Source organism: Streptomyces sp. TSRI0281 (genome assembly GCF_001905125.1).
In the GTDB taxonomy this organism is placed as follows: domain Bacteria; phylum Actinomycetota; class Actinomycetes; order Streptomycetales; family Streptomycetaceae; genus Streptomyces.
The window spans coordinates 129,073-147,302 of record NZ_LWLE01000035.1; the positions used below are offsets into that span (position 1 = coordinate 129,073).

15 protein-coding genes are annotated in these 18,230 nt (G+C 71.7%); 9 read left to right on the plus strand and 6 right to left on the minus strand.

Annotated features, from left to right (window positions below):
* Positions 1-144 precede the first annotated feature (144 nt).
* Positions 145-738: a hypothetical protein gene (locus A6A29_RS35220; RefSeq protein WP_018509633.1), complete on the minus strand. Its 594-nt coding sequence runs from the start codon at positions 736-738 to the stop codon at positions 145-147.
* 575 nt (positions 739-1,313) lie between these two features.
* Between A6A29_RS35220 and A6A29_RS35225 the strand changes: the two genes are divergently transcribed.
* The gene (locus A6A29_RS35225) at positions 1,314-2,192 is read left to right on the plus strand and encodes a class I SAM-dependent methyltransferase (protein WP_073726857.1); all 879 of its coding nucleotides are present in this window, start codon (positions 1,314-1,316) and stop codon (positions 2,190-2,192) included.
* A 92-nt stretch (positions 2,193-2,284) separates the two neighbouring features.
* On the opposite strand, the gene ftsH is transcribed toward A6A29_RS35225, so the two are convergent.
* Positions 2,285-4,219 (minus strand): ATP-dependent zinc metalloprotease FtsH, encoded by a 1,935-nt coding sequence (gene ftsH, locus A6A29_RS35230; protein WP_198953503.1) that lies wholly within the window; start codon positions 4,217-4,219, stop codon positions 2,285-2,287.
* 176 nt (positions 4,220-4,395) lie between these two features.
* Between ftsH and yhfZ the strand changes: the two genes are divergently transcribed.
* From yhfZ to A6A29_RS35270, 8 genes are all read left to right on the plus strand, one after another.
* Positions 4,396-5,334, plus strand: a complete 939-nt coding sequence (gene yhfZ, locus A6A29_RS35235; RefSeq protein WP_073726859.1) for a GntR family transcriptional regulator YhfZ — start codon at positions 4,396-4,398, stop codon at positions 5,332-5,334.
* A 102-nt stretch (positions 5,335-5,436) separates the two neighbouring features.
* Positions 5,437-5,823: a PRD domain-containing protein gene (locus A6A29_RS35240; RefSeq protein ID WP_073726861.1), complete on the plus strand. Its 387-nt coding sequence runs from the start codon at positions 5,437-5,439 to the stop codon at positions 5,821-5,823.
* A 64-nt stretch (positions 5,824-5,887) separates the two neighbouring features.
* The gene (locus tag A6A29_RS35245) at positions 5,888-6,244 is read left to right on the plus strand and encodes a DUF2620 domain-containing protein (RefSeq protein WP_073726863.1); all 357 of its coding nucleotides are present in this window, start codon (positions 5,888-5,890) and stop codon (positions 6,242-6,244) included.
* Between the two features lie 47 nt (positions 6,245-6,291).
* Positions 6,292-7,626, plus strand: a complete 1,335-nt coding sequence (locus A6A29_RS35250; protein WP_073726866.1) for a YhfT family protein — start codon at positions 6,292-6,294, stop codon at positions 7,624-7,626.
* Between the two features lie 137 nt (positions 7,627-7,763).
* Entirely contained in the window at positions 7,764-8,729 is a 966-nt protein-coding gene (locus tag A6A29_RS35255) for a phosphotriesterase family protein (protein WP_073726868.1), read from the plus strand.
* A 2-nt stretch (positions 8,730-8,731) separates the two neighbouring features.
* On the plus strand, positions 8,732-9,865 hold the full coding sequence (locus A6A29_RS35260; protein WP_073726870.1) for an aminotransferase class V-fold PLP-dependent enzyme: 1,134 nt from the start codon (positions 8,732-8,734) through the stop codon (positions 9,863-9,865).
* A 2-nt stretch (positions 9,866-9,867) separates the two neighbouring features.
* Entirely contained in the window at positions 9,868-11,034 is a 1,167-nt protein-coding gene (locus tag A6A29_RS35265; protein ID WP_073726872.1) for an alanine racemase, read from the plus strand.
* An 11-nt stretch (positions 11,035-11,045) separates the two neighbouring features.
* A complete protein-coding gene (locus A6A29_RS35270; protein ID WP_073726874.1) occupies positions 11,046-12,287 on the plus strand; it encodes a phosphopentomutase in 1,242 nt (413 codons plus the stop codon).
* Between the two features lie 85 nt (positions 12,288-12,372).
* Here A6A29_RS35270 and ffh read toward each other — a convergent pair whose 3' ends face one another.
* From ffh to A6A29_RS35290, 4 genes are all read right to left on the minus strand, one after another.
* Positions 12,373-13,929, minus strand: a complete 1,557-nt coding sequence (ffh, locus tag A6A29_RS35275) for a signal recognition particle protein (RefSeq protein WP_073726876.1) — start codon at positions 13,927-13,929, stop codon at positions 12,373-12,375.
* 131 nt (positions 13,930-14,060) lie between these two features.
* Complete coding sequence (locus tag A6A29_RS35280; protein WP_073726878.1) at positions 14,061-16,511, minus strand: [protein-PII] uridylyltransferase; 2,451 nt, start codon at positions 16,509-16,511, stop codon at positions 14,061-14,063.
* A 31-nt stretch (positions 16,512-16,542) separates the two neighbouring features.
* Entirely contained in the window at positions 16,543-16,881 is a 339-nt protein-coding gene (locus A6A29_RS35285; RefSeq protein WP_014048583.1) for a P-II family nitrogen regulator, read from the minus strand.
* Positions 16,878-18,230: an ammonium transporter gene (locus A6A29_RS35290; RefSeq protein ID WP_073726880.1), complete on the minus strand. Its 1,353-nt coding sequence runs from the start codon at positions 18,228-18,230 to the stop codon at positions 16,878-16,880. Before A6A29_RS35290 ends, A6A29_RS35285 begins: the two co-directional genes overlap by 4 nt.

An 18,230-nucleotide genomic window follows, 5' to 3' on the forward strand; every position in this document is an offset into this window, starting at 1 on the left:
TCCTGGTCTTGACGTGGTTGGGCACAACGAAGATGCCACGTGGGGTTGCGGTACTCGGGTGCCCGACGGACGCGTCAGCCGGAGGAGAGAGGGGTCCTATGCGGCTGTCGAGTACAGCTAGCCATTGTGCCACACCCCGTCGGCTCACCCCACCGCGACCGCCGCTTCCGGGATCTGGAACGGCTTGCCGCAGCCACCGCAGACGATCGGCGCCTGCGCGAGGACCGACGGCACGACGCGGACGTTGCGCCCGCAGTCGCAGACGGCCTTGACCCGCACGCCGCCTCCGGAGGAACCGTGCCGGGCGGCCGGGCCGCGGAAGGAGCGCTTGGTGTCGGCGGCGGTGGCCACCGTGTGCGCCTTGAGGGCGCGCTGCAGCCGTTCGGTGGTCGGGCGGTACCGGCGCTTGGCCTCCGGATTCAGCGTGACCAGCGAGAATCCGCTGCTGGGGTGGGGCTCCTCGGCATGATCGAGGCCCAGCTCCTCGGCGATCGCGAGGAAACGTCGGTTGTGGTAACGGCCGGCGCGGGAGGTGTCGCGGACACCTCTCGCGGCGGCGATGCCGTGGACTGCTTCATGGAGCAGTCGCTCGAAGGAGAGCTCGGCGCCACAGGCGGACGAGGACTCTCCGATCAGGGACTCGGGCGCGGCAAGATCGGGCAGCTCGGGGTGGTACCGCTGAATGTCGGCCCACGCCTGTGCCAGCTCTGCGGCAAGTACAGGTGGTGTCGTGCTCACGTCGTGACAACGAGCCTGAGTGCCCCGGTGTTCCTATTCCGGGGCATCCCAAATAATTTGCACGTACCAGTCAGTTGCCCTTGATGCGTCCGGACGAGGGCGGGTGCGCAGATCTGCGGAGAAGGCTCACAGCTCACACCAAGGTGGTACGTAGCACCGGCTACGCCCCGGCGTGCGCGCGGGGTGAGCGGGACACCGACCTCGCGAGCGAGATTACCCGGCGCACCACCACCCGGTGCGCCGCGCCGCGCGCCGGACCGCGCGCCGGACCGCGTGCCGGGCGTCCCCCCGGGCGTCCGCGGCGGGTTTCACCGTACGGAGTCCGGGTCCGGAGCCCTCGACGTGCTGTGCCCGGCCTGTCGGGTAAGACTGAGAGCGAAGAGCGGGAAGCAGCACGGTGCCGCGCGCGGGGGCGCACGACCGGGCACACGAGCATCGCCATTGAACCCCTTCAACCCCTGGACGGGACCGCGGATGCGCAGTTCTCTGACATACGGGGGAACCGCGGGCGTACGCACACGGGGGACTGTCACTCTCGGGCACGACCGACCTCTCGGCGGATTGGGGCGCATTCCATGACACCAACGCTCGTCCGGCACCACCGGTACACGGATTCGTACGCGGATGCGTCCGCCCCGGTCGATGCCGGCACCCGAGCCCGCGACTGGGCCGAGATCCAGGAGCGGATGCTGGCACCGCTGTACGAAGCGGTGTACGACCGGCTGGAAGTCGGGACCGCCACGCGGATGCTCTCCCTCGGCTGCGGCTCCGGGCTCGCCCTGCTGATCGCCGCTTCCCGCGGGGCGCGCGTCACCGGCGTCGACACCGACCGGGAGCGGCTCGCACTGGCCCGTGAGCGGCTGTTGCCCGATCCGGGGCCCGGCGCTCCGCCCGGTCGGCCCGGCGCCGAGCGGGCGCGGCTGGTCGTCGGCGGCCCCTCGGCGGCCGGTGAGGCCGAGGGGCCGTACAACCTGCTCACCTCGTTCGACCCGATCGGGTGCGCGGCCGGTGACTCCGAGGGGCTCACCCCCGCGCTGGAATCCGCCGTACCGCTGGCCGCCCGGGGCGCCACCGTGGTCCTGACCGGCTGGGGTCCGCCCGAGAGGTGTGCCACCGCGGCGGTGCTGCGGGTGGCGGCCCGGCTGGCCGGTCCGTCGAGCGCTCCGCGTTCCGGTGGCTGGCGGGCGGCCCGGCGCGACGACCTGGAGGACGTGGCTTCGCGGGCCGGGCTGAGACCGGACGGCTCGGGGCGGGTGTCGTGCCCGTTCGGGTACGCGGACCTGGACAGCGCGGCGCGCGGACTGCTGTCCACCGGACTGTTCGACGCGGCGCTCCGGGCGACGGACCGTGCCCGGGTGAAGGAGGAGGTCGCGGAGGCGCTGCATCCGTATCGGCGGCCGGACGGCACGGTGTGGATGCCGAACGTGTTCCGCTACCTGGTGTGCGTGGCCTGACCCCCGGCGCACCCGACCGCACACCCGACCGCACGCCCACCGCACAGCGACTCACCCCGGCGCAGACACCGGCGTGGCCCTCGCCGTGATCGTCAGGAGGAGGAATCGCCGCCCGGCTTGGCCGGCCGGGCGATGCCGGCCGCCCGGTAGGCCGCCGCTTCGTCCAGGGTCTCGTTCGCCAGCAGCGCCTCGGCCAGTGAGTCGAGCTTGTCCCGGTTCCCGCGCAGCAGGCTGCAGGCCTCCTCGTAGCACTCGTCGACGATGCGGCGCATCTCGGCGTCGACGGTGTCGAGGGTGGCGGGCGCCGCGGAGAGCCCGTACGCCTGCTGGGCGTCGGCGGGGATGGCGGTGAGGCGGCCGATCCTGTCGCTCATGCCCCACCGTCCGACCATGCCGCGCGCCAGGCCGGTGACCTGTTCCAGGTCGCTCTCCGCGCCGGTGGTGACCACGTCGTACACCACCCGTTCCGCCGCCATGCCGCCCAGAGCGCCGATGATCCGCCCGCGCAGATACTCCTCGGTGTACGCGTACTTGTCGGCGTCCGGGGTCGAGAGGGTGACGCCGAGGGCGCGGCCGCGCGGCACGATGGTGATCTTGCGGACCGGGTCGGCGCCGGGCTGGAGCATGCCGAGCAGCGCGTGGCCGCTCTCGTGGTACGCGGTACGGCGGCGCTCCTCGGCGGGCATGACGAGCGGGCGCTCCGCCCCGAGCTGGACCTTCTCCAGGGCGTCGGAGAAGTCGGACCGACCGACCTCGGACTGTTTGCGCTTGACGGCGAGCAGGGCGGCCTCGTTGGCCAGGTTGGCGAGGTCGGCGCCGGTCATGCCGGGGGTCGTCCGGGCGACCTGGGCGAGGCTGACGTCCTCGGCGAGCGGGATGCTCCGGGTGTGGATCCGCAGGATCGCTTCCCGGCCGTCCTTGTCCGGCGGGCTGACCTGGACGATCCGGTCGAAGCGGCCGGGCCGGGTGAGGGCGGGGTCCAGGACGTCGGCGCGGTTGGTGGCGGCGAGGACGACGACGCCCTCGGAGCCGGAGAAGCCGTCCATCTCGGTGAGGATCTGGTTGAGGGTCTGTTCGCGTTCGTCGTGGCCGCCCATGCCGGAGCCGCCGCCGCGGGCCCGGCCGATGGTGTCGATCTCGTCGATGAAGACGATGGCGGGGGCGACCTTGCGGGCCTCGGCGAAGAGCTCCCGTACCCGGCCGGCTCCGACGCCGACGATCATCTCGATGAACTCGGAGGCCGAGGCGGAGAAGAACGGCACCCCCGCCTCACCGGCCACGGCGCGGGCAAGCAGCGTCTTGCCGGTGCCGGGCGGGCCCGCGAGCAGAACACCGCCGGGCATCCGGGCGCCCATTTTCGCGTACTCCTGCGGGTTCTTGAGGAAGTCGACGACATCGTTCAGTTCGCCCTCGACCTCGTCGATTCCGGCCACGTCCTCGAAGGTGGTGCGCTTGCTCCCTTCGAGCTCGACCGGCTTGGGCGGGGGCTTGCGTCCGAGACCGGCCATCCCGCCGCCGAGACCGCCGCGCATCCGCCGGGCGATGAACACCCACAGCAGGACGAGCAACAGCATCGGGGCGAGCGAGATCAGCAGGTTGGCCAGGAAGCTGCGCTGCTGCACGACCGGTTCGGCGGTGACGGTGACGTCGTCCTTGGTCAGTTCGGCCCAGAGGTGGTCGTCGGCGAAGGCGGGCCGCTGGGTGGTGAACTTGCTGTACTTGTCGTCCCCGCCGGGGAGCTTGGCCTCCTTCTTCAGCTGCCCCTGGATGGCATCGCCCTTGGAGTAGATCTTCGAGACGTTGCCCGCGGTGACCTGCTTGCTGAACTCGGTGTACGCGATGGTCGGCTCGTCGTCACCGTTGAAGAAGGACAGCACCAGGTTGGCGATCAGATAGACGGCCAGGGCGGTGAGCAGCAGTCCGCCCCAGCCGCCCGGCATCTTGCGGCCGGGGGGCGGGGGCGGGGGCGCGCCTTCGGAGCGCCATGGCTGGTCCGTTCGATCGCGCGGAGGTACGGGGTTGGTCACGCGCGCTCCTCTGCCGACGGCCACTGCTGGCGACATTAGGGGAGAAACAGCACCAAAGCCTCTGGAGGGGCGACCCAGGGGCCCAGGAGGGGGACGCGAGCGGGCCTGTCCCGGCCGCCTCGCATCACCGGGTGAACTCCTTGCCAATATCCAGAATCCTGTTTACTGTTCTTTTCGTGAACGTTTTCGATGACCGCTTCCTCACACGGAACGGCCTCGCCGCCCGGCAGCTCGCGGTCCTGCTGCTCAACCACGAGCCGGACACCCGGCTGCCCCGGGTGCGCGACTTCGCCGAGGAGCTGGGCTGCGGAAACGGCACGGTCCAGGCCGCGCTGCAGCTCCTGGAGGAATCCGGGGCCATCGAGACGACCGCCCGGGGTCACCTCGGCACCTTCCTCGTCCGCTCGGACCGCTCCATACTCTGGCGGCTCTCCGGCCTCGGCACACTGCTCGCCGCGATGCCCCTGCCGTACTCCCGTCGGTACGAGGGCCTGGCGACCGGGCTGCGCAGCGCCTTCGAGGAGGCCGGCGCCCCCTTCGCCATCACGTTCATGCGAGGCGCCGGAGCCCGTACCGCCGCGCTGCTCGAAGGAAAGGTCGACCTGGTCGTCCTGTCCCGCTTCGCGGCCGACCAGCTGATCTCCGAGCACCCGGTGGAGCTCGTCGCCGATCTGGGACCGGCCACCTACGTCGGCGCGCACGGCATGCTCGTGCGCCACGGTGTCGACCTCGACGCCCCCGGCCTGCGGGTCGCGGTCGACCACGCGTCGGAGGATCTGCGGATGCTCGTCGAGCGGGTCTTCGCCGGGCGCGAGGACGTCCGGTGGCGGGAAGCCTCGTACATGCAGCTGCGCGATCTCTTCGCCCGCGACGAGGTCGACGCCACCGTCTGGAACCTGGACGAGGCGCAGGACCGGGTCGGATTCGGCGTCGATGTGCTCCCGCTGGGCGACGAGGTCACCCGCGAGCTGGCGCTGCGCAACTCCAGCGCGGCCATCATCGGCCGGACCGACGGGGCGAAGGCCCTGGCCGCCGTCCGGGACTCGCTCGACCTCTCCCTGATCACCTCACTCCAGAGCGAAGTACTGAGGGGCGAGCGCATGCCCTCGTACTGACTCCGGTCCGGCGGGGCGAGTGACCAAGGTCCGAACAGTTCGGGACCTTCGTCACCTTCAAAATACAAAATCCTGGTTATTGTTGATTTTAGGAGGATCACCATGGACGACCAGCTCGCACTGCGGATCCAGCTCTTCCGTGACGGTGGACAGGTCCGGCCCGAAGTGGCCGACTTCGTCACTGCCGAGCTGGCCGCCCTCGAAGCCGACGGCCGCACGGTCACCGAAGCGACCGCGGGCATGCTCACCAGCCATCTGATGATGGCACTCACCCGGCTCCTGGACGGCGAGCCCATCGAGCAGTTCCTCACCGACGACCAGGTCGCCGCCGAACTGGCCGGACATCCCGACGCCGTCGCCCGCGCCCGCGCCGTCTCCGCGCGCGCCCGGCGGGAACTCGGTGCGGCCCTCCCCGAGTCCGAGGTCAATTTCCTCGGCATGCACCTCGCGGTCCTGGCCCAGCAGTCCCCCGCCACCCCCGCTTCCTGACCACCGCACCCCCGCAGCCGGGATCACCTCGGCCGAACCACCTCACGAAGGAAGAAGGACAGCCATGACGAAGATCCTCACCGGCGGCGTCGGCAAGATCGAGGTCACCGACACCATCAAGAAGCTGGGCATCGAGGGCATCGACGTCGTCGCCTCCAGCGACATGGACGCCGCGATGAAGCTCCGGGTGGGACAGGCCGACTACTACCTCGGCACCTGCCACACCGGGGCGGGCGCCTCACTCGGCGTGCTCGTGGGTCTGATGGGCGCCGCCGCCTGCCACACCTTCGGCCGCAGCGTCCCCACCGAGGACCAGGTCACCGCCCTGCTCGCCGACGGCAAGAAGGTCTTCGGCTTCTCGATGGACCAGATCGACACCATCGCCCCCCTCATGGCGCGCGCCATCGCCGCCCGCGGCTGAACCCCAGCCACATTTCTTGATCATCCCGGGCACGAAGGAGTGACCCAGTGAGTACCACACTCGCAGCCGGTGCCGGCCTCGATTTCACGCTGGCACAGCAGCTGACCGTGATAGCCCTCTGTGCGCTCACCGCGTACATCTCGCACATGGCGCTGGCCGTCTTCAACGACGGCGTACGACCGTTCCTCCTGGACTTCATCCAGGGGCGCACCACCCGCAGCGCCACGACGGCGGTCTCTTTCGGTCTCTCGGCCGGGTTCATCTTCGGACTCGGTGCACCGATGGCCCTCTCCACCGGTGTGCTGAACCCGTGGCTCCTCTTCCTGCCCACCGACATCCTCGGCATGCTGTCGCCGAAGAAGTGGCTCGCGCCGATCCTCGGCGGTGCCTGGGGCGCGGTGGTCGTCTTCGGGCTGAACGGCGCCAATAACGTGGCGCACGACCTGCCCGTCGACTTCATCACCGCGATGCAGCAGATGTCGACGCCGATCCTCTTCCTCTTCACGCTCTTCCCGGTGCTGGCCATCACCAAGCAGTTCGGCCGCAAGTGGGGCGGCCTCGCCGGTGTCCTCGAATTCGCCCTGGTCGTCATGACCATGAAGCTCTGGCCGAACATGTTCGCCGGAGCGCTCGCGATGGCCGTCGGCGTGCTGATGCTGATCGGGCTCGCCGTCGCCAAGGACCTGAGGCAGCGCAAGGCCGACAAGGCCGCGGGTGTCACCGAGCCCGTCCTCGACGACGACCCGATGGCCTCGCTCTTCAGCGCCAGCGCGGCCCGGCTGCGCAAGTACCTCCCCCTGTTCATGGTGCTGGGGGCCGGAGTCTGTGTGCTCGCACAGATGCACATATTCGGCGGCGGCGAGGCAACGAGCTTCCTGATCGCCAAGGGGCAGTACGCCGAAGCCGCCCAGGTCGACTTCTACCGGGTCTTCGGGTTCATCCCGCTGATCGCGACGACCGCCCTCGCCTCCGGCGCGTACGGCATCGCGGGCTTCACCCTCGTGTACCCCATCGGCTACCTGATGCCGAACCCGTTCGTCGCCGCGATCGTCGGCGCGCTGGTCTTCGCCCTTGAGGTACTGGCCCTCTCCTACATCGGCAAGGTCCTCGGCAAGCTGCCCAGCGTCCGCGACTCCTCGGAGCACCTGCGCAGCGCGATCAGCGACACCCTCCAGCTGGCGATCCTCTTCGGTTCGCTGATGGCGGCCAACGCGATGGGCGGCGGGCTCGGCATCCTCGTCGTCGGCGGGCTCTACCTGCTGAACGAGGCGATGGGCCGGCCGATCGTCCGGATGGCCGCGGCACCGGCCGCGGTGATCGTCGGCGGCATCCTCCTCAACCTCCTGTACTGGCTCGACCTGTTCACACCGATCAAGGGCTAGGCCGTGTCCGCGGAGTTCCGCCCGGCCCGCGACGCCCGGCTCCCGACGCCCGGCCCGCGAGCGTACGGCGGAACTCCGCGGACACCCCCCGGGCCCCCGGATCAGGTACGCGCCACCGCCAGGAAGGACCCCCCACGATGAACAGCACCGCCTCGCACCCCGCCCCCCTTCTCCGTACCGTCGTCGGAGACCTCACCCCCGATTCCGTACGCGGCCCCGTCCTCGCCCACGAGCATCTGGTCCTGGACCTGGACCACAAGGGCGACGGCGCCGCCGTCCTCACCCCGGACCGGCACGCCGCCGCCGTCACCGCCGAACTGGCCGGACTCCGCGAGGAGTTCGGGCTGTCCCTGGTCATCGAGCTGACCTGCCGCGGCATGGGCCGCGACGTGGAGACGCTGGCCCGGATCGCCCGGGATGCCCAGGTCGCCGTCGTCGCCGCGACCGGCTGGTACTACGAGCCGTTCCACACCCCCGAGATCGACGACAGCAGCGTCGAACAGCTCACCGGCACCCTCGTCCGCGAGATCCACGGCGGCATCGGCGCCACCGGAGTCCGTCCCGGGGTCCTCGGCGAGATCGGCAGCCACGGCGACACCCCGACGGCGCCCGAGACCAAGGTGCTGCGCGCCAGTGCGCGGGCCGCCGTCACCACCGGGCTCTCCGTCGCCACCCATGCCCAGCTCGGCCGCGGGGGCCTGGCCCAGCTGGACCTGCTCACCGCCGAGGGCCTGCCCCCGCAGCGGATCTCGATCGGTCACCAGGACCTGCTCGACGACCCGGCCGTGCACCGGGAACTGGCGGCGAGCGGTGCGTACGTCGCCTTCGACACCGTCGGCAAGGACAGCTACCAGAGCGACGACACCCGGCTGCGGCTGCTGCTCGCCCTGCTGGAGGCCGGCCACGCCGACCGGGTACTGCTCAGCTGCGACATCTCCCGCCACGGCTATCTGACCACCGAGGGCGGCCAGGGGTACGGGCACCTCTTCCACAGCTTCCTTCCCGAGGCACGCGCGGCCGGTGTGGACGAGGACCTGATCGACCTGATGACCCGCCGCAATCCGCTGCGCTTCCTCACGGGCGCGAGCGTCGAGGAGATCTGACCATGAGCCCCGCCCCCGCACTCCCCGAGACCTTCCCGCTGCCCACGGTGGAGCTCGCCGACGCCGTCGCCCGGCAGTTCCGGCTCATCGAGGCCACCGCCCGGCACTTCGAGGGACCTCAGCTCTTCGCGTCCGACGCCGGGGTCGTCCCCGGTCTCGGCCGCCCCCGGACCACCGCCCGCGTCGAAGCCGTCCTGGCCGACTTCTTCGGCGCCGAGGACGCCGCGTTCGTCCAGGGCGCGGGCACCGGCGCGATCCGGGCCGCTCTGAACGCCGCCGTACGGGCGGGCGACCCGCTGCTGATCCACCGGGCGCCGGTCTACCGCACCACCGAGGTCACGCTGCGCGGCATCGGCGTGGAGACCGTCGAGGCCGACTTCAACGACCCGGACGAGCTGCGCGGGGCGCTGGAGTCCGGCCGCTTCCGGTGGGCGTACGTCCAGCACACCCGGCAGCGGCTCGCCGACTCCTACGACCCCGGCGCGGTCCTGGCTGCCTGCCGGGCGGCCGGTGTCCGCACCCTGGTCGACGACAACTACGCCGTCCTGCGCACCCCGGCCGCCGGGGTGGAACTGGGCGCCGACGCCTCCTGTTTCTCCCTGTTCAAGCTGCACGGCCCGGAGGGCGTCGGCATCGTCGTCGGCGCCGGCGACCTCGTGGAACGCATCCGCCACGACAACTACTCCGGCGGCGGCCAGGTCCAGGGCCACCAGGCACTCGACGCCCTGCGCGCGCTCACCCACGTACCGGTGATGTGGGCCGTGCAGTCCCAGGTCGGCGCCGAGGTCGCCGAGCGGCTGGCGGCGGGCGAGGTGCCCGGTGTCGCCGAGGTACGGCTCGCCAACGCCCAGGACCGGTGCCTGCTGGTCCGCCTCGACCGGCCGGTCGCGAAGGAACTGCCCGCGGTCGCCGCCCGCTTCGGCGCGGCCCCCTACCCGGTCGGCTCCAACTCGCGCTACGAGATCGCCCCGCTCTTCTACCGGATGTCCAGCTCCGCCCTGGACGACTCCCCCGAGCTGGCCGACTGGACCGTACGCATCAACCCGATGCGGGCGGGCGCGGACCTCGTCGTCGAGATCCTGCGCCGCTCGCTGGACGCCCTGAAGGACGCCCTGAACGACCAGAAGGACGACTGACCGTGTTTCTCGACACCCTGCTCACCCGCAACCCCGGGCTCGTCGAGGCCGCGACCGCGCTCCACCGCGACGGCGAGATCCCGCCCGACACCTATGTGATGGACCTCGACGCCATCGAGGCCAACGCCGCGCTCCTGGCCGCCGAGGCCGAACGGCTGGGAATCTCGCTCTGGTTCGTCGTCAAGCAGCTCGGCCGCAACCCGGAGCTGATCCGGGCCATCGCCCGGCACATCCCCAAGTACGCCGCGATCGACCCGCCCGAGGCCCGCACCCTGCACACGGCGGGCGCCCGCGCGGGCAACCTCGGCCATCTGGTCCAGGTTCCCCGCCGCGCGCTGCCCGAGATGCTGGCCTGGCGCCCCGAGACCGTCACCGTCTACGACCTGGCCAACGCCCGCGCGGTCTCCGAGGCGGCGACGGAACTGGGCTTCGTCCAGGACGTCCTCGTCCGTCTCGAAGGCGTCGAGGGCACCGTCTACCCCGGCCAGGAGGGCGGCGTCCCGCTCGCCCGTCTCGACGCGTTCGCCGAGGCCGCCGAGCGGCTGCCCGGCATCCGGCTCGCGGGCGTCACCGCCTTCCCGTGCGTCCTGTGCGACCCGGCGACCGGAGCCCCGTACGCCACGCCCAACTTCGCGATGGCGCTCAAGGCCCGTGATGTGCTCGCCGCGCGCGGTCACGAGGGCCTCCTGCTGAGCGCCCCCAGCGCCACCTCGATGGCCTCGCTCCCGCTGCTCGCCGGCCTCGGCGCCACCCACGGCGAACCGGGCCATGCCCTCACCGGCACCACCCCGCTGCACGCACTCGATCCGCACCAGCCCGAGACGCCCGCCTATGTGTACGTCAGCGAGGTCGCCCACACCCTCGACGACGGCCGCCCGGCGCTCTTCGGCGGCGGGTTCTACGCCCGCTCCCACATCAAGAGCGCACTGCTGCCGCGCACCGGCGTTCGCCTGGGCGTACAGGACGCGCCCGCCGAGAACATCGACTACTACCGGCTGCTCGACGCGCCCGGCGCCGGAGCGGACATCCAGATCGGCGACACCGCGCTGCTCGCCTTCCGTACCCAGATCTTCGTCACCCGCTCGACCGTCGCCGTCGTCTCCGGAATCTCTTCCGGTGCCCCTCGCCGGGTCGGTCTGTACGACGCCCAGGGCCGGTCCCTGAGCTGAGGAGGCACCCCATGGCCAAGACCGTCATCGTCGTCATCGACGGATTCGGCATCGGCGCCATGCCCGACGCGGGCACGCTGCGCCCCGGCGATCTCACCGCCGACACCTGCGGACATGTCCTGGACCACTGTCGCGAAGCCTTCGGCCGCCCGCTGCGGCTGCCGGTACTGGGCTCGCTGGGTCTCGGACTCGTCCACCCGCACCCCGACCTCGCCCGCCGTACGCATCTCCCCGTCGCCGCGGGCCGGGCCGCCCTCGGCTATCCGGGCGCCGACACCTTCGCGGGCCACCAGACGATGATGGGCGCCGACTTCAGCCATGTCACCGTGGCCCGGCTCGCGGACCACATCGGCGAGGTGACCGCCGCCCTCGAAGCGGCCGGACACCGGGTCGAGCCGCTGGAGGGCAAGCCGCTCCTGGTCGTCGACGGGGCGGTCCTGGTCCACGACAACCTGGAGGCCGATCCGGGGATCAACTGGAACGCCTCCGGCCGGCTGGACGACCTGCCGTTCGACGGACCGGGCGGCATCCTCGCCATCGCCCGGACGGTACGCACCGTCGCGCCGGTGGCCCGGGTCATCGCGGTCGGCGGCCACGCGGACGGCCCGCTGGCACGGTTCGTCCGTGCCGGGGAGGCGGGCACGGTCGGCCTCGACACCCCCGCCACCGGCTTCTACCGCAACGGCGGCCTCGAAGTGCAGCACCTGGGCGCGGACCTCGACCACACCCGCCAGCTCCCCGATCTGGCGGCCCGCGCGGGCATCCCCGTCACCCTGGTGGGGAAGGCCGCCGACATCCTGGCCTGCGACGCGGCGACGCGGCACCCCGCGGTGGCGACCGCGGACGTGCTCACGTACACCCTCGAAGCGGTACGCGCCCCCGGCGACGCCCTCGTGGTCGCCAACGTCCAGGAGACCGACCTGGCGGGCCACCAGCAGGACACCGAGCGGTACGGCCACCTCCTGGAGCAGGTCGACGCGGGCCTGGACGCACTCGTCGCCCTGCTCGACAGCCCCGGCGACCGGCTCATCGTCACCGGCGACCACGGCAACGACCCGACGATCGGGCACGCCCTGCACACCCGTGAGTACGTCCCCGTCCTCGTCCACCGGCCCGGCGCGGGCGCGGTGGAACTGCTGCCGGACGCGGGGAGCCTGGCGGACGTCGGCGCCACCGCCGCCGTATCGCTGTCGCTGGACCCGGCGGAGCTGGCCAACGGCCGGGCGCTGAAGCCAGGACGGCACGCGGCGTAGCGGCCCTCGGCCGCGGAGCAGGTGCGCGAACGCGTAAGGGGCGCCCACTCGAGGTGGGCGCCCCTTACGCATGGTCCGTGGGCGGTCAGCCCATGAACTTCTTGAACTCGTCCGGCAGGGCGAAGTCCTCGGCGGGCTTGCCGTCCTGACCGGGCAGACCGAACGCGCCGCCCTGCGCCGCCTGCTCGCGACGGGCCGCCTCGGCCTGCTCCTCGGCCTTGCGCTTCATCGGGTTACCGCTCTTGCGCTTGCCCTTGGCCTGCTTGACCTGCTTCTTCTGCCGGCCGGGGCCACCGCCCATGCCGGGCATCCCCGGCATCCCGGGCATGCCGCCGCCCTGGGCCATCTTCGACATCATCTTGCGGGCCTCGAAGAAGCGCTCCACCAGGTTCTTCACGGCGGAGACCTCGACACCCGAACCCTTGGCGATACGGGCCCGGCGCGAGCCGTTGATGATCGTCGGCTCGGCGCGCTCCTTCGGGGTCATCGACTTGATGATCGCGGCGGTGCGGTCCACATCGCGCTCGTCGATGTTGTTGATCTGGTCCTTGATCTGCCCCATGCCGGGCAGCATCCCGAGCAGCTTGGAGATGGAGCCCATCTTCCTGACCTGCTCCATCTGCGACAGGAAGTCGTCGAGCGTGAAGTCCTTGCCCTTGCTCGACGCCAGCTTGGAGGCCATTTTGGCGGCCTCTTCCTGGCTGAAGGTCTTCTCCGCCTGCTCGATCAGGGTGAGCAGGTCACCCATGTCGAGGATGCGGGAGGCCATCCGGTCCGGGTGGAAGGCGTCGAAGTCTTCGAGCTTCTCGCCGTTCGACGCGAACATGATCTGCTTGCCCGTGACATGGGCGATCGACAGGGCCGCACCACCGCGGGCGTCACCGTCGAGCTTGGAGAGCACCACACCGTCGAAGCCGACGCCGTCACGGAAGGCCTCGGCGGTGTTGACCGCGTCCTGGCCGATCATCGCGTCGACGACGAAGAGGATCTCGTCCGGGCTGACGGCGTCGCGGATGTCCGCGGCCTCCCGCATCAGCTCCTGGTCGATACCGAGGCGGCCCGCGGTGTCGACGACGACCACGTCGTACTGCTTGGACCGGGCGAACTCGATCGAGTCCTTGGCGACCTGGACCGGGTCACCGACGCCGTTGCCCGGCTCCGGGGCGTACACCGCGACACCGGCACGGTCGGCGACGACGCTGAGCTGGTTGACGGCGTTGGGACGCTGGAGGTCACAGGCGACCAGCAGCGGGGAGTGGCCCTGGCCCTTGAGCCAGAGGCCGAGCTTTCCGGCGAGGGTGGTCTTACCGGCACCCTGGAGACCCGCGAGCATGATCACGGTGGGCGCGGTCTTGGCGAACCGCAGGCGCCGGGTCTCGCCACCGAGGATGCCGACGAGCTCCTCGTTGACGATCTTGATCATCTGCTGGGCGGGGTTCAGCGCCTGGGAGACCTCGACGCCGCGCGCCCGCTCCTTGACGTTGGCGATGAAGGCGCGCACGACCGGCAGGGCGACATCGGCTTCGAGGAGCGCGATACGGATCTCGCGGGCCGTGGCGTCGATGTCCGCCTCGGACAAGCGGCCCTTGCCCCTGAGGTTCTTGAAAGTCGCGCTAAGGCGGTCGGAGAGAGTATCGAACACGGCGCTCGTCGGTCCTCAGGGTCGGGGGCGGGGCAGGTCAGTCGCACTCCAGGGTATCCGGCCACCGGAGAACGCAAAGCCCTCGCCCGGTTCTGGTACCGGACGAGGGCCGATCGGCGTGATCGTGCGGGTCAGCCGAGAGCCTTCTCGACCTCCTTGGCCACCTCCGCCGCCCGCACCTCGGGCAGCGGTTCGCCGTCCGTTCCGGTGACGTAGAAGGCGTCCACCGCGTTGGCGCCGAGCGTCGAGACATGGGCACTGCGCACCCGTACCGCGCTCTGCTCCAGGGCCCGGCCGATCCGGTGCAGCAGGCCCGGGGCGTCCTGGGCGCGGACCTCGATCACCGTGGCCAGACGTGAGCCCGCGGCCGCGACCGTCACCCGGGGCGGCGGGGCCTTCACCCCCCGGCGGCGCGGGTAGGCGGCCTCCCGCTCGGCGAGGCGGGCCGGGATGTCCAGGGAGCCGTCCAGGGCGCGTACGAGGTCGGCGCGCAGCCGGGCCGCCTGCGGGAGGGACCCGTACTCGGCCGCGACCCGCCAGCTGAGCAGCAGCAGGTCCGCGGAGTCGCCCACTTCGGTGGGGAGTTCCACGGCGCGCAGTTCGGCGGCGCGGACGGTGAGGCGGTGCAGCGCCAGGACACCGGCGGCCGCGGGCAGGACGCCGGGGCGGTCGGGCAGGGCGATGAGGAGTTCCACGCCGACGGGTTCCGGCTCCCCGTCGTCGGCGGGCGGCCCCGGCTGGGTGTGCAGGGCCAGGACGGGTTCGCCGGTGCGCAGGGCCTCGATGGCGAGGCGTTCCTGTTCGGCACCGGGCGCGGCGGGTTCCGGTTCCTGGGGGGCCTCGCCCGCGAGGACGGCGGCGACGCGTTTGACGAGGTCGGCGACGAGCGAGGCGCGCCAGGAGCTCCAGGCGGCGGGGCCGGTGGCGAGGGCGTCGGCCTCGGTGAGGGCGTGCAGCAGTTCCAGCGTGGAGGCGCTGCCGACGGCGGTGGCGACGGAGCGGACGGTGGCGGGGTCGTCGAGGTCGCGGCGGGTGGCCGTCTCCACGAGCAGCAGATGGTGGCGTACGAGGGTGGCGACGATGCCCACGTCGTGCTTGTCGAAGCCGATGCGGGCGGCCATGTCCCGGGCGATGACCTCGCCCGCGGCGGAGTGGTCCCCGGGCCAGCCCTTGCCGATGTCATGGAGCAGGGCGGCGATCAGGAGCAGGTCGGGGCGGTGGACGCGGCGGGTGAGGGAGGCGGCCCGGACGGCGGTCTCGACGAGGTGGCGGTCGACGGTCCAGGTGTGGACGGGGTTGCGCTGGGGGCGGCAGTGGACCCGCTCCCAGTCGGGCAGCAGCCGGGTGATGATCCCCTCGGACTCCAGGGCTTCCCAGACGCCGACGGTGGAGTCGCCCGCCCCGAGGAGGGTGACGAGTTCCTCGCGGGCCTCGGCGGGCCACGGGACGGGCAGCGGCCGGGCGGCGGTGGCCAGATGGCGGACGAGGTGGCGGGAGAGCGGCAGCCCGGATTCGGCCGCCGCGGCGGCGGCCCGGAGGGTCAGGACGGGGTCCTTCTCGGGGCGGGCGGCGCGGGCGAGAACGACCTCGCCGTCCGCCTCCACGACCCCGTCGGCGAGCGGGGTGCGCTCGGGCACGGCCTTGCCGCCGCCCAGCATGGCGCGGAGCCTCGGGCGTACCGAGCGGGCGCGCAGGACGCGGTTGACCTCGCGCCAGGTGACGTCGGTGGCGTACGAGACGGTGCGCGCGGCCTCGTACACCTGGCGCAGCAGTACGTCGGCGTCGAGCAGGCCGAGGGCCTCGGCGACCTGGTCCTGCTCCTGGAGGGCGAGGCGGTCGGTGGCGCGGCCGGTGGTCAGGTGGAGGGCGTCGCGGGCGTCGAGGAGGGTGCGGCGGGCCTCGGTGAGCCCTTCGCGGGGGGCGTCGGCGACCCAGGAGGCGGCGACGGCGCGCAGGGCGGTGGCGTCGCGCAGGCCGCCGCGGGCCTCCTTGAGGTCGGGTTCCAGGAGGAACTGGAGCTCGCCCATGCGGTCGGCGCGTTCCCGGCAGAGTTCGTCGAGGGCGGGGAGGCGTTTGGGCGCCTGGTTGCGCCAGTCGGCGAGGATCGCGGTGCGCAGGCCGGCGACGAGGCCGAGGTCTCCGGCGACGGGGCGGGCGTCGAGCAGGCCGAGCTGGACCTTGAGGTCCTCGCCTGCGGTCCTGCGGGCTTCGCCGGGGGTGCGGACGGAGTGGTCGAGGGACAGGCCGAGGTCCCAGACGGGGTACCAGATGCGGTCGGCGAGGGCGGCGAGGGCTCCGGCGTCGGCGCTGCCGTCGTGCAGGAGCAGCAGATCGAGGTCGCTGCGCGGGGAGAGCTCGCCGCGGCCGTAGCCGCCGACGGCGACGAGGGCGGCTCCGCGGACTCCGGCGTGCTCGGCGGCGGCGGTGAACAGGCCGGTCAGCCAGTCGTCGGTGAGGCGGGCGAGGGCGGCACGGCGCGGCGGCCCGGACCGCGCCTTCTCCTGGAGGAGGCGCAGCCGGGCCGCCGCGTAGCCGCTGGGTCCCGAGTCTTCGGATTCGGTGGTCGTTTCGGTGCTCGTCACCCAGCTGCCTTTCAGTTGGCGGGGCCGTCGGTCAGAGGGCGTCCGGACCGCGTTCGCCGGTCCGTACGCGAATGGCGGTCTCGACCGGCACGCTCCAGACCTTGCCGTCTCCGATCTTGCCGGTCCTGGCGGCCTTCACCACCACGTCGATGAGCTGTTCGGCGTCCTCGTCCTCGACCAGGACCTCGATGCGGATCTTCGGGACGAGGTCGACGGTGTACTCGGCGCCCCGGTAGACCTCGGTGTGTCCGCGCTGACGCCCGTATCCGCTGGCCTCCGTGACGGTGAGACCCTGGACGCCGAAGGCCTGGAGGGCCTCCTTGATCTCGTCCAGCCGGTGTGGCTTCACGACTGCGGTGATGAGCTTCATGCGTCCACCTTCTTTGCCTTCGGTGCTGCCGTCGTGTCGTGCGCCGGGGACACGGTGCGGGGGGCCGTGCCGCCGCCCGCGCCGCTGAAGTCGTATGCCGTCTCGGCGTGCTCGACCTGGTCGATGCCGGAGATCTCGTCGTCCTCGGGGACCCGCATCCCGATGGTCCTGTCGAGCAGGAGGGCGAGGAGGGCGGAGACGACCAGAGAGTACGCGAGGACGGCGAAGACTCCGACGGCCTGCTTGCCGAGCTGGTCGAGGCCGCCGCCGTAGAAGAGGCCCGCCGCGTCGGACTGGACGCCACCGGTGGCGAAGAAGCCGACGAGGAGGGAGCCGGCGACGCCGCCGACGAGGTGGACACCGACGACGTCCAGGGAGTCGTCGTAGCCGAAGCGGTACTTCAGACCGACGGCCAGGGCGCACAGGACACCGGCGATGGCACCGACGGCGATGGCACCGAGCGGGCTGACCGATCCGCCGGCCGGGGTGATGGCGACGAGTCCGGCGACGGCACCGGAGGCGGCGCCCAGTGTGGTGAAGGAGCCGTGGCGCAGCTTCTCGTAGCCGAGCCAGGCGAGCATCGCGGCGGCGGTGGCGACCTGGGTGTTGACGAACATGACCGCGCCGACGCCGTCGTCGTTGCCGAGCCAGGAGCCCGCGTTGAAGCCGAACCAGCCGAACCACAGGAGACCGGCGCCGAGCATGACGAGCGGCAGGCTGTGCGGCCGCATCGGGTCCTTCTTGAAGCCGACGCGCTTGCCGATGACGAGGATCACTCCGAGGGCCGCGGCGCCCGCGTTGATGTGGACGGCCGTGCCACCGGCGAAGTCGATGACGCCCAGCTCGAAGAGCCAGCCGCCCGCGCCCCACACCCAGTGGGCGACCGGGAAGTAGACGATGGTGACCCAGAGGGTGATGAAGATCGCCCAGGCGGTGAACTTGACGCGGTCGGCGAGGGCGCCGCTGATCAGGGCCGGGGTGAGGACGGCGAACATCAGCTGGAAGACGGCGAATACGTAGACCGGGATGGTGTAGCCGTCCCAGAGCTCGGTGACGCCGATTCCGCTCAGGCCGACGTAGTCCGCGCTCCAGCCGATGATCGAGCCGGTGTCGGTGCCGAAGGCGAGGCTGAATCCGTAGAGCACCCACAGGATCGTGACGATCCCGAGGCTGATGAAGCTCATCATCAGCATGTTGAGGGTGCTCTTGACGCGGACCATGCCTCCGTAGAAGAAGGCGAGGGCCGGGGTCATGAGCATCACCAGAGCCGAGCAGATGAGCATGAACCCGGTGTTGGCGGCAGACAGCTCCGGGGCGTCTGCGGCAAGCGTCGTGATGCCTGGGGGCAT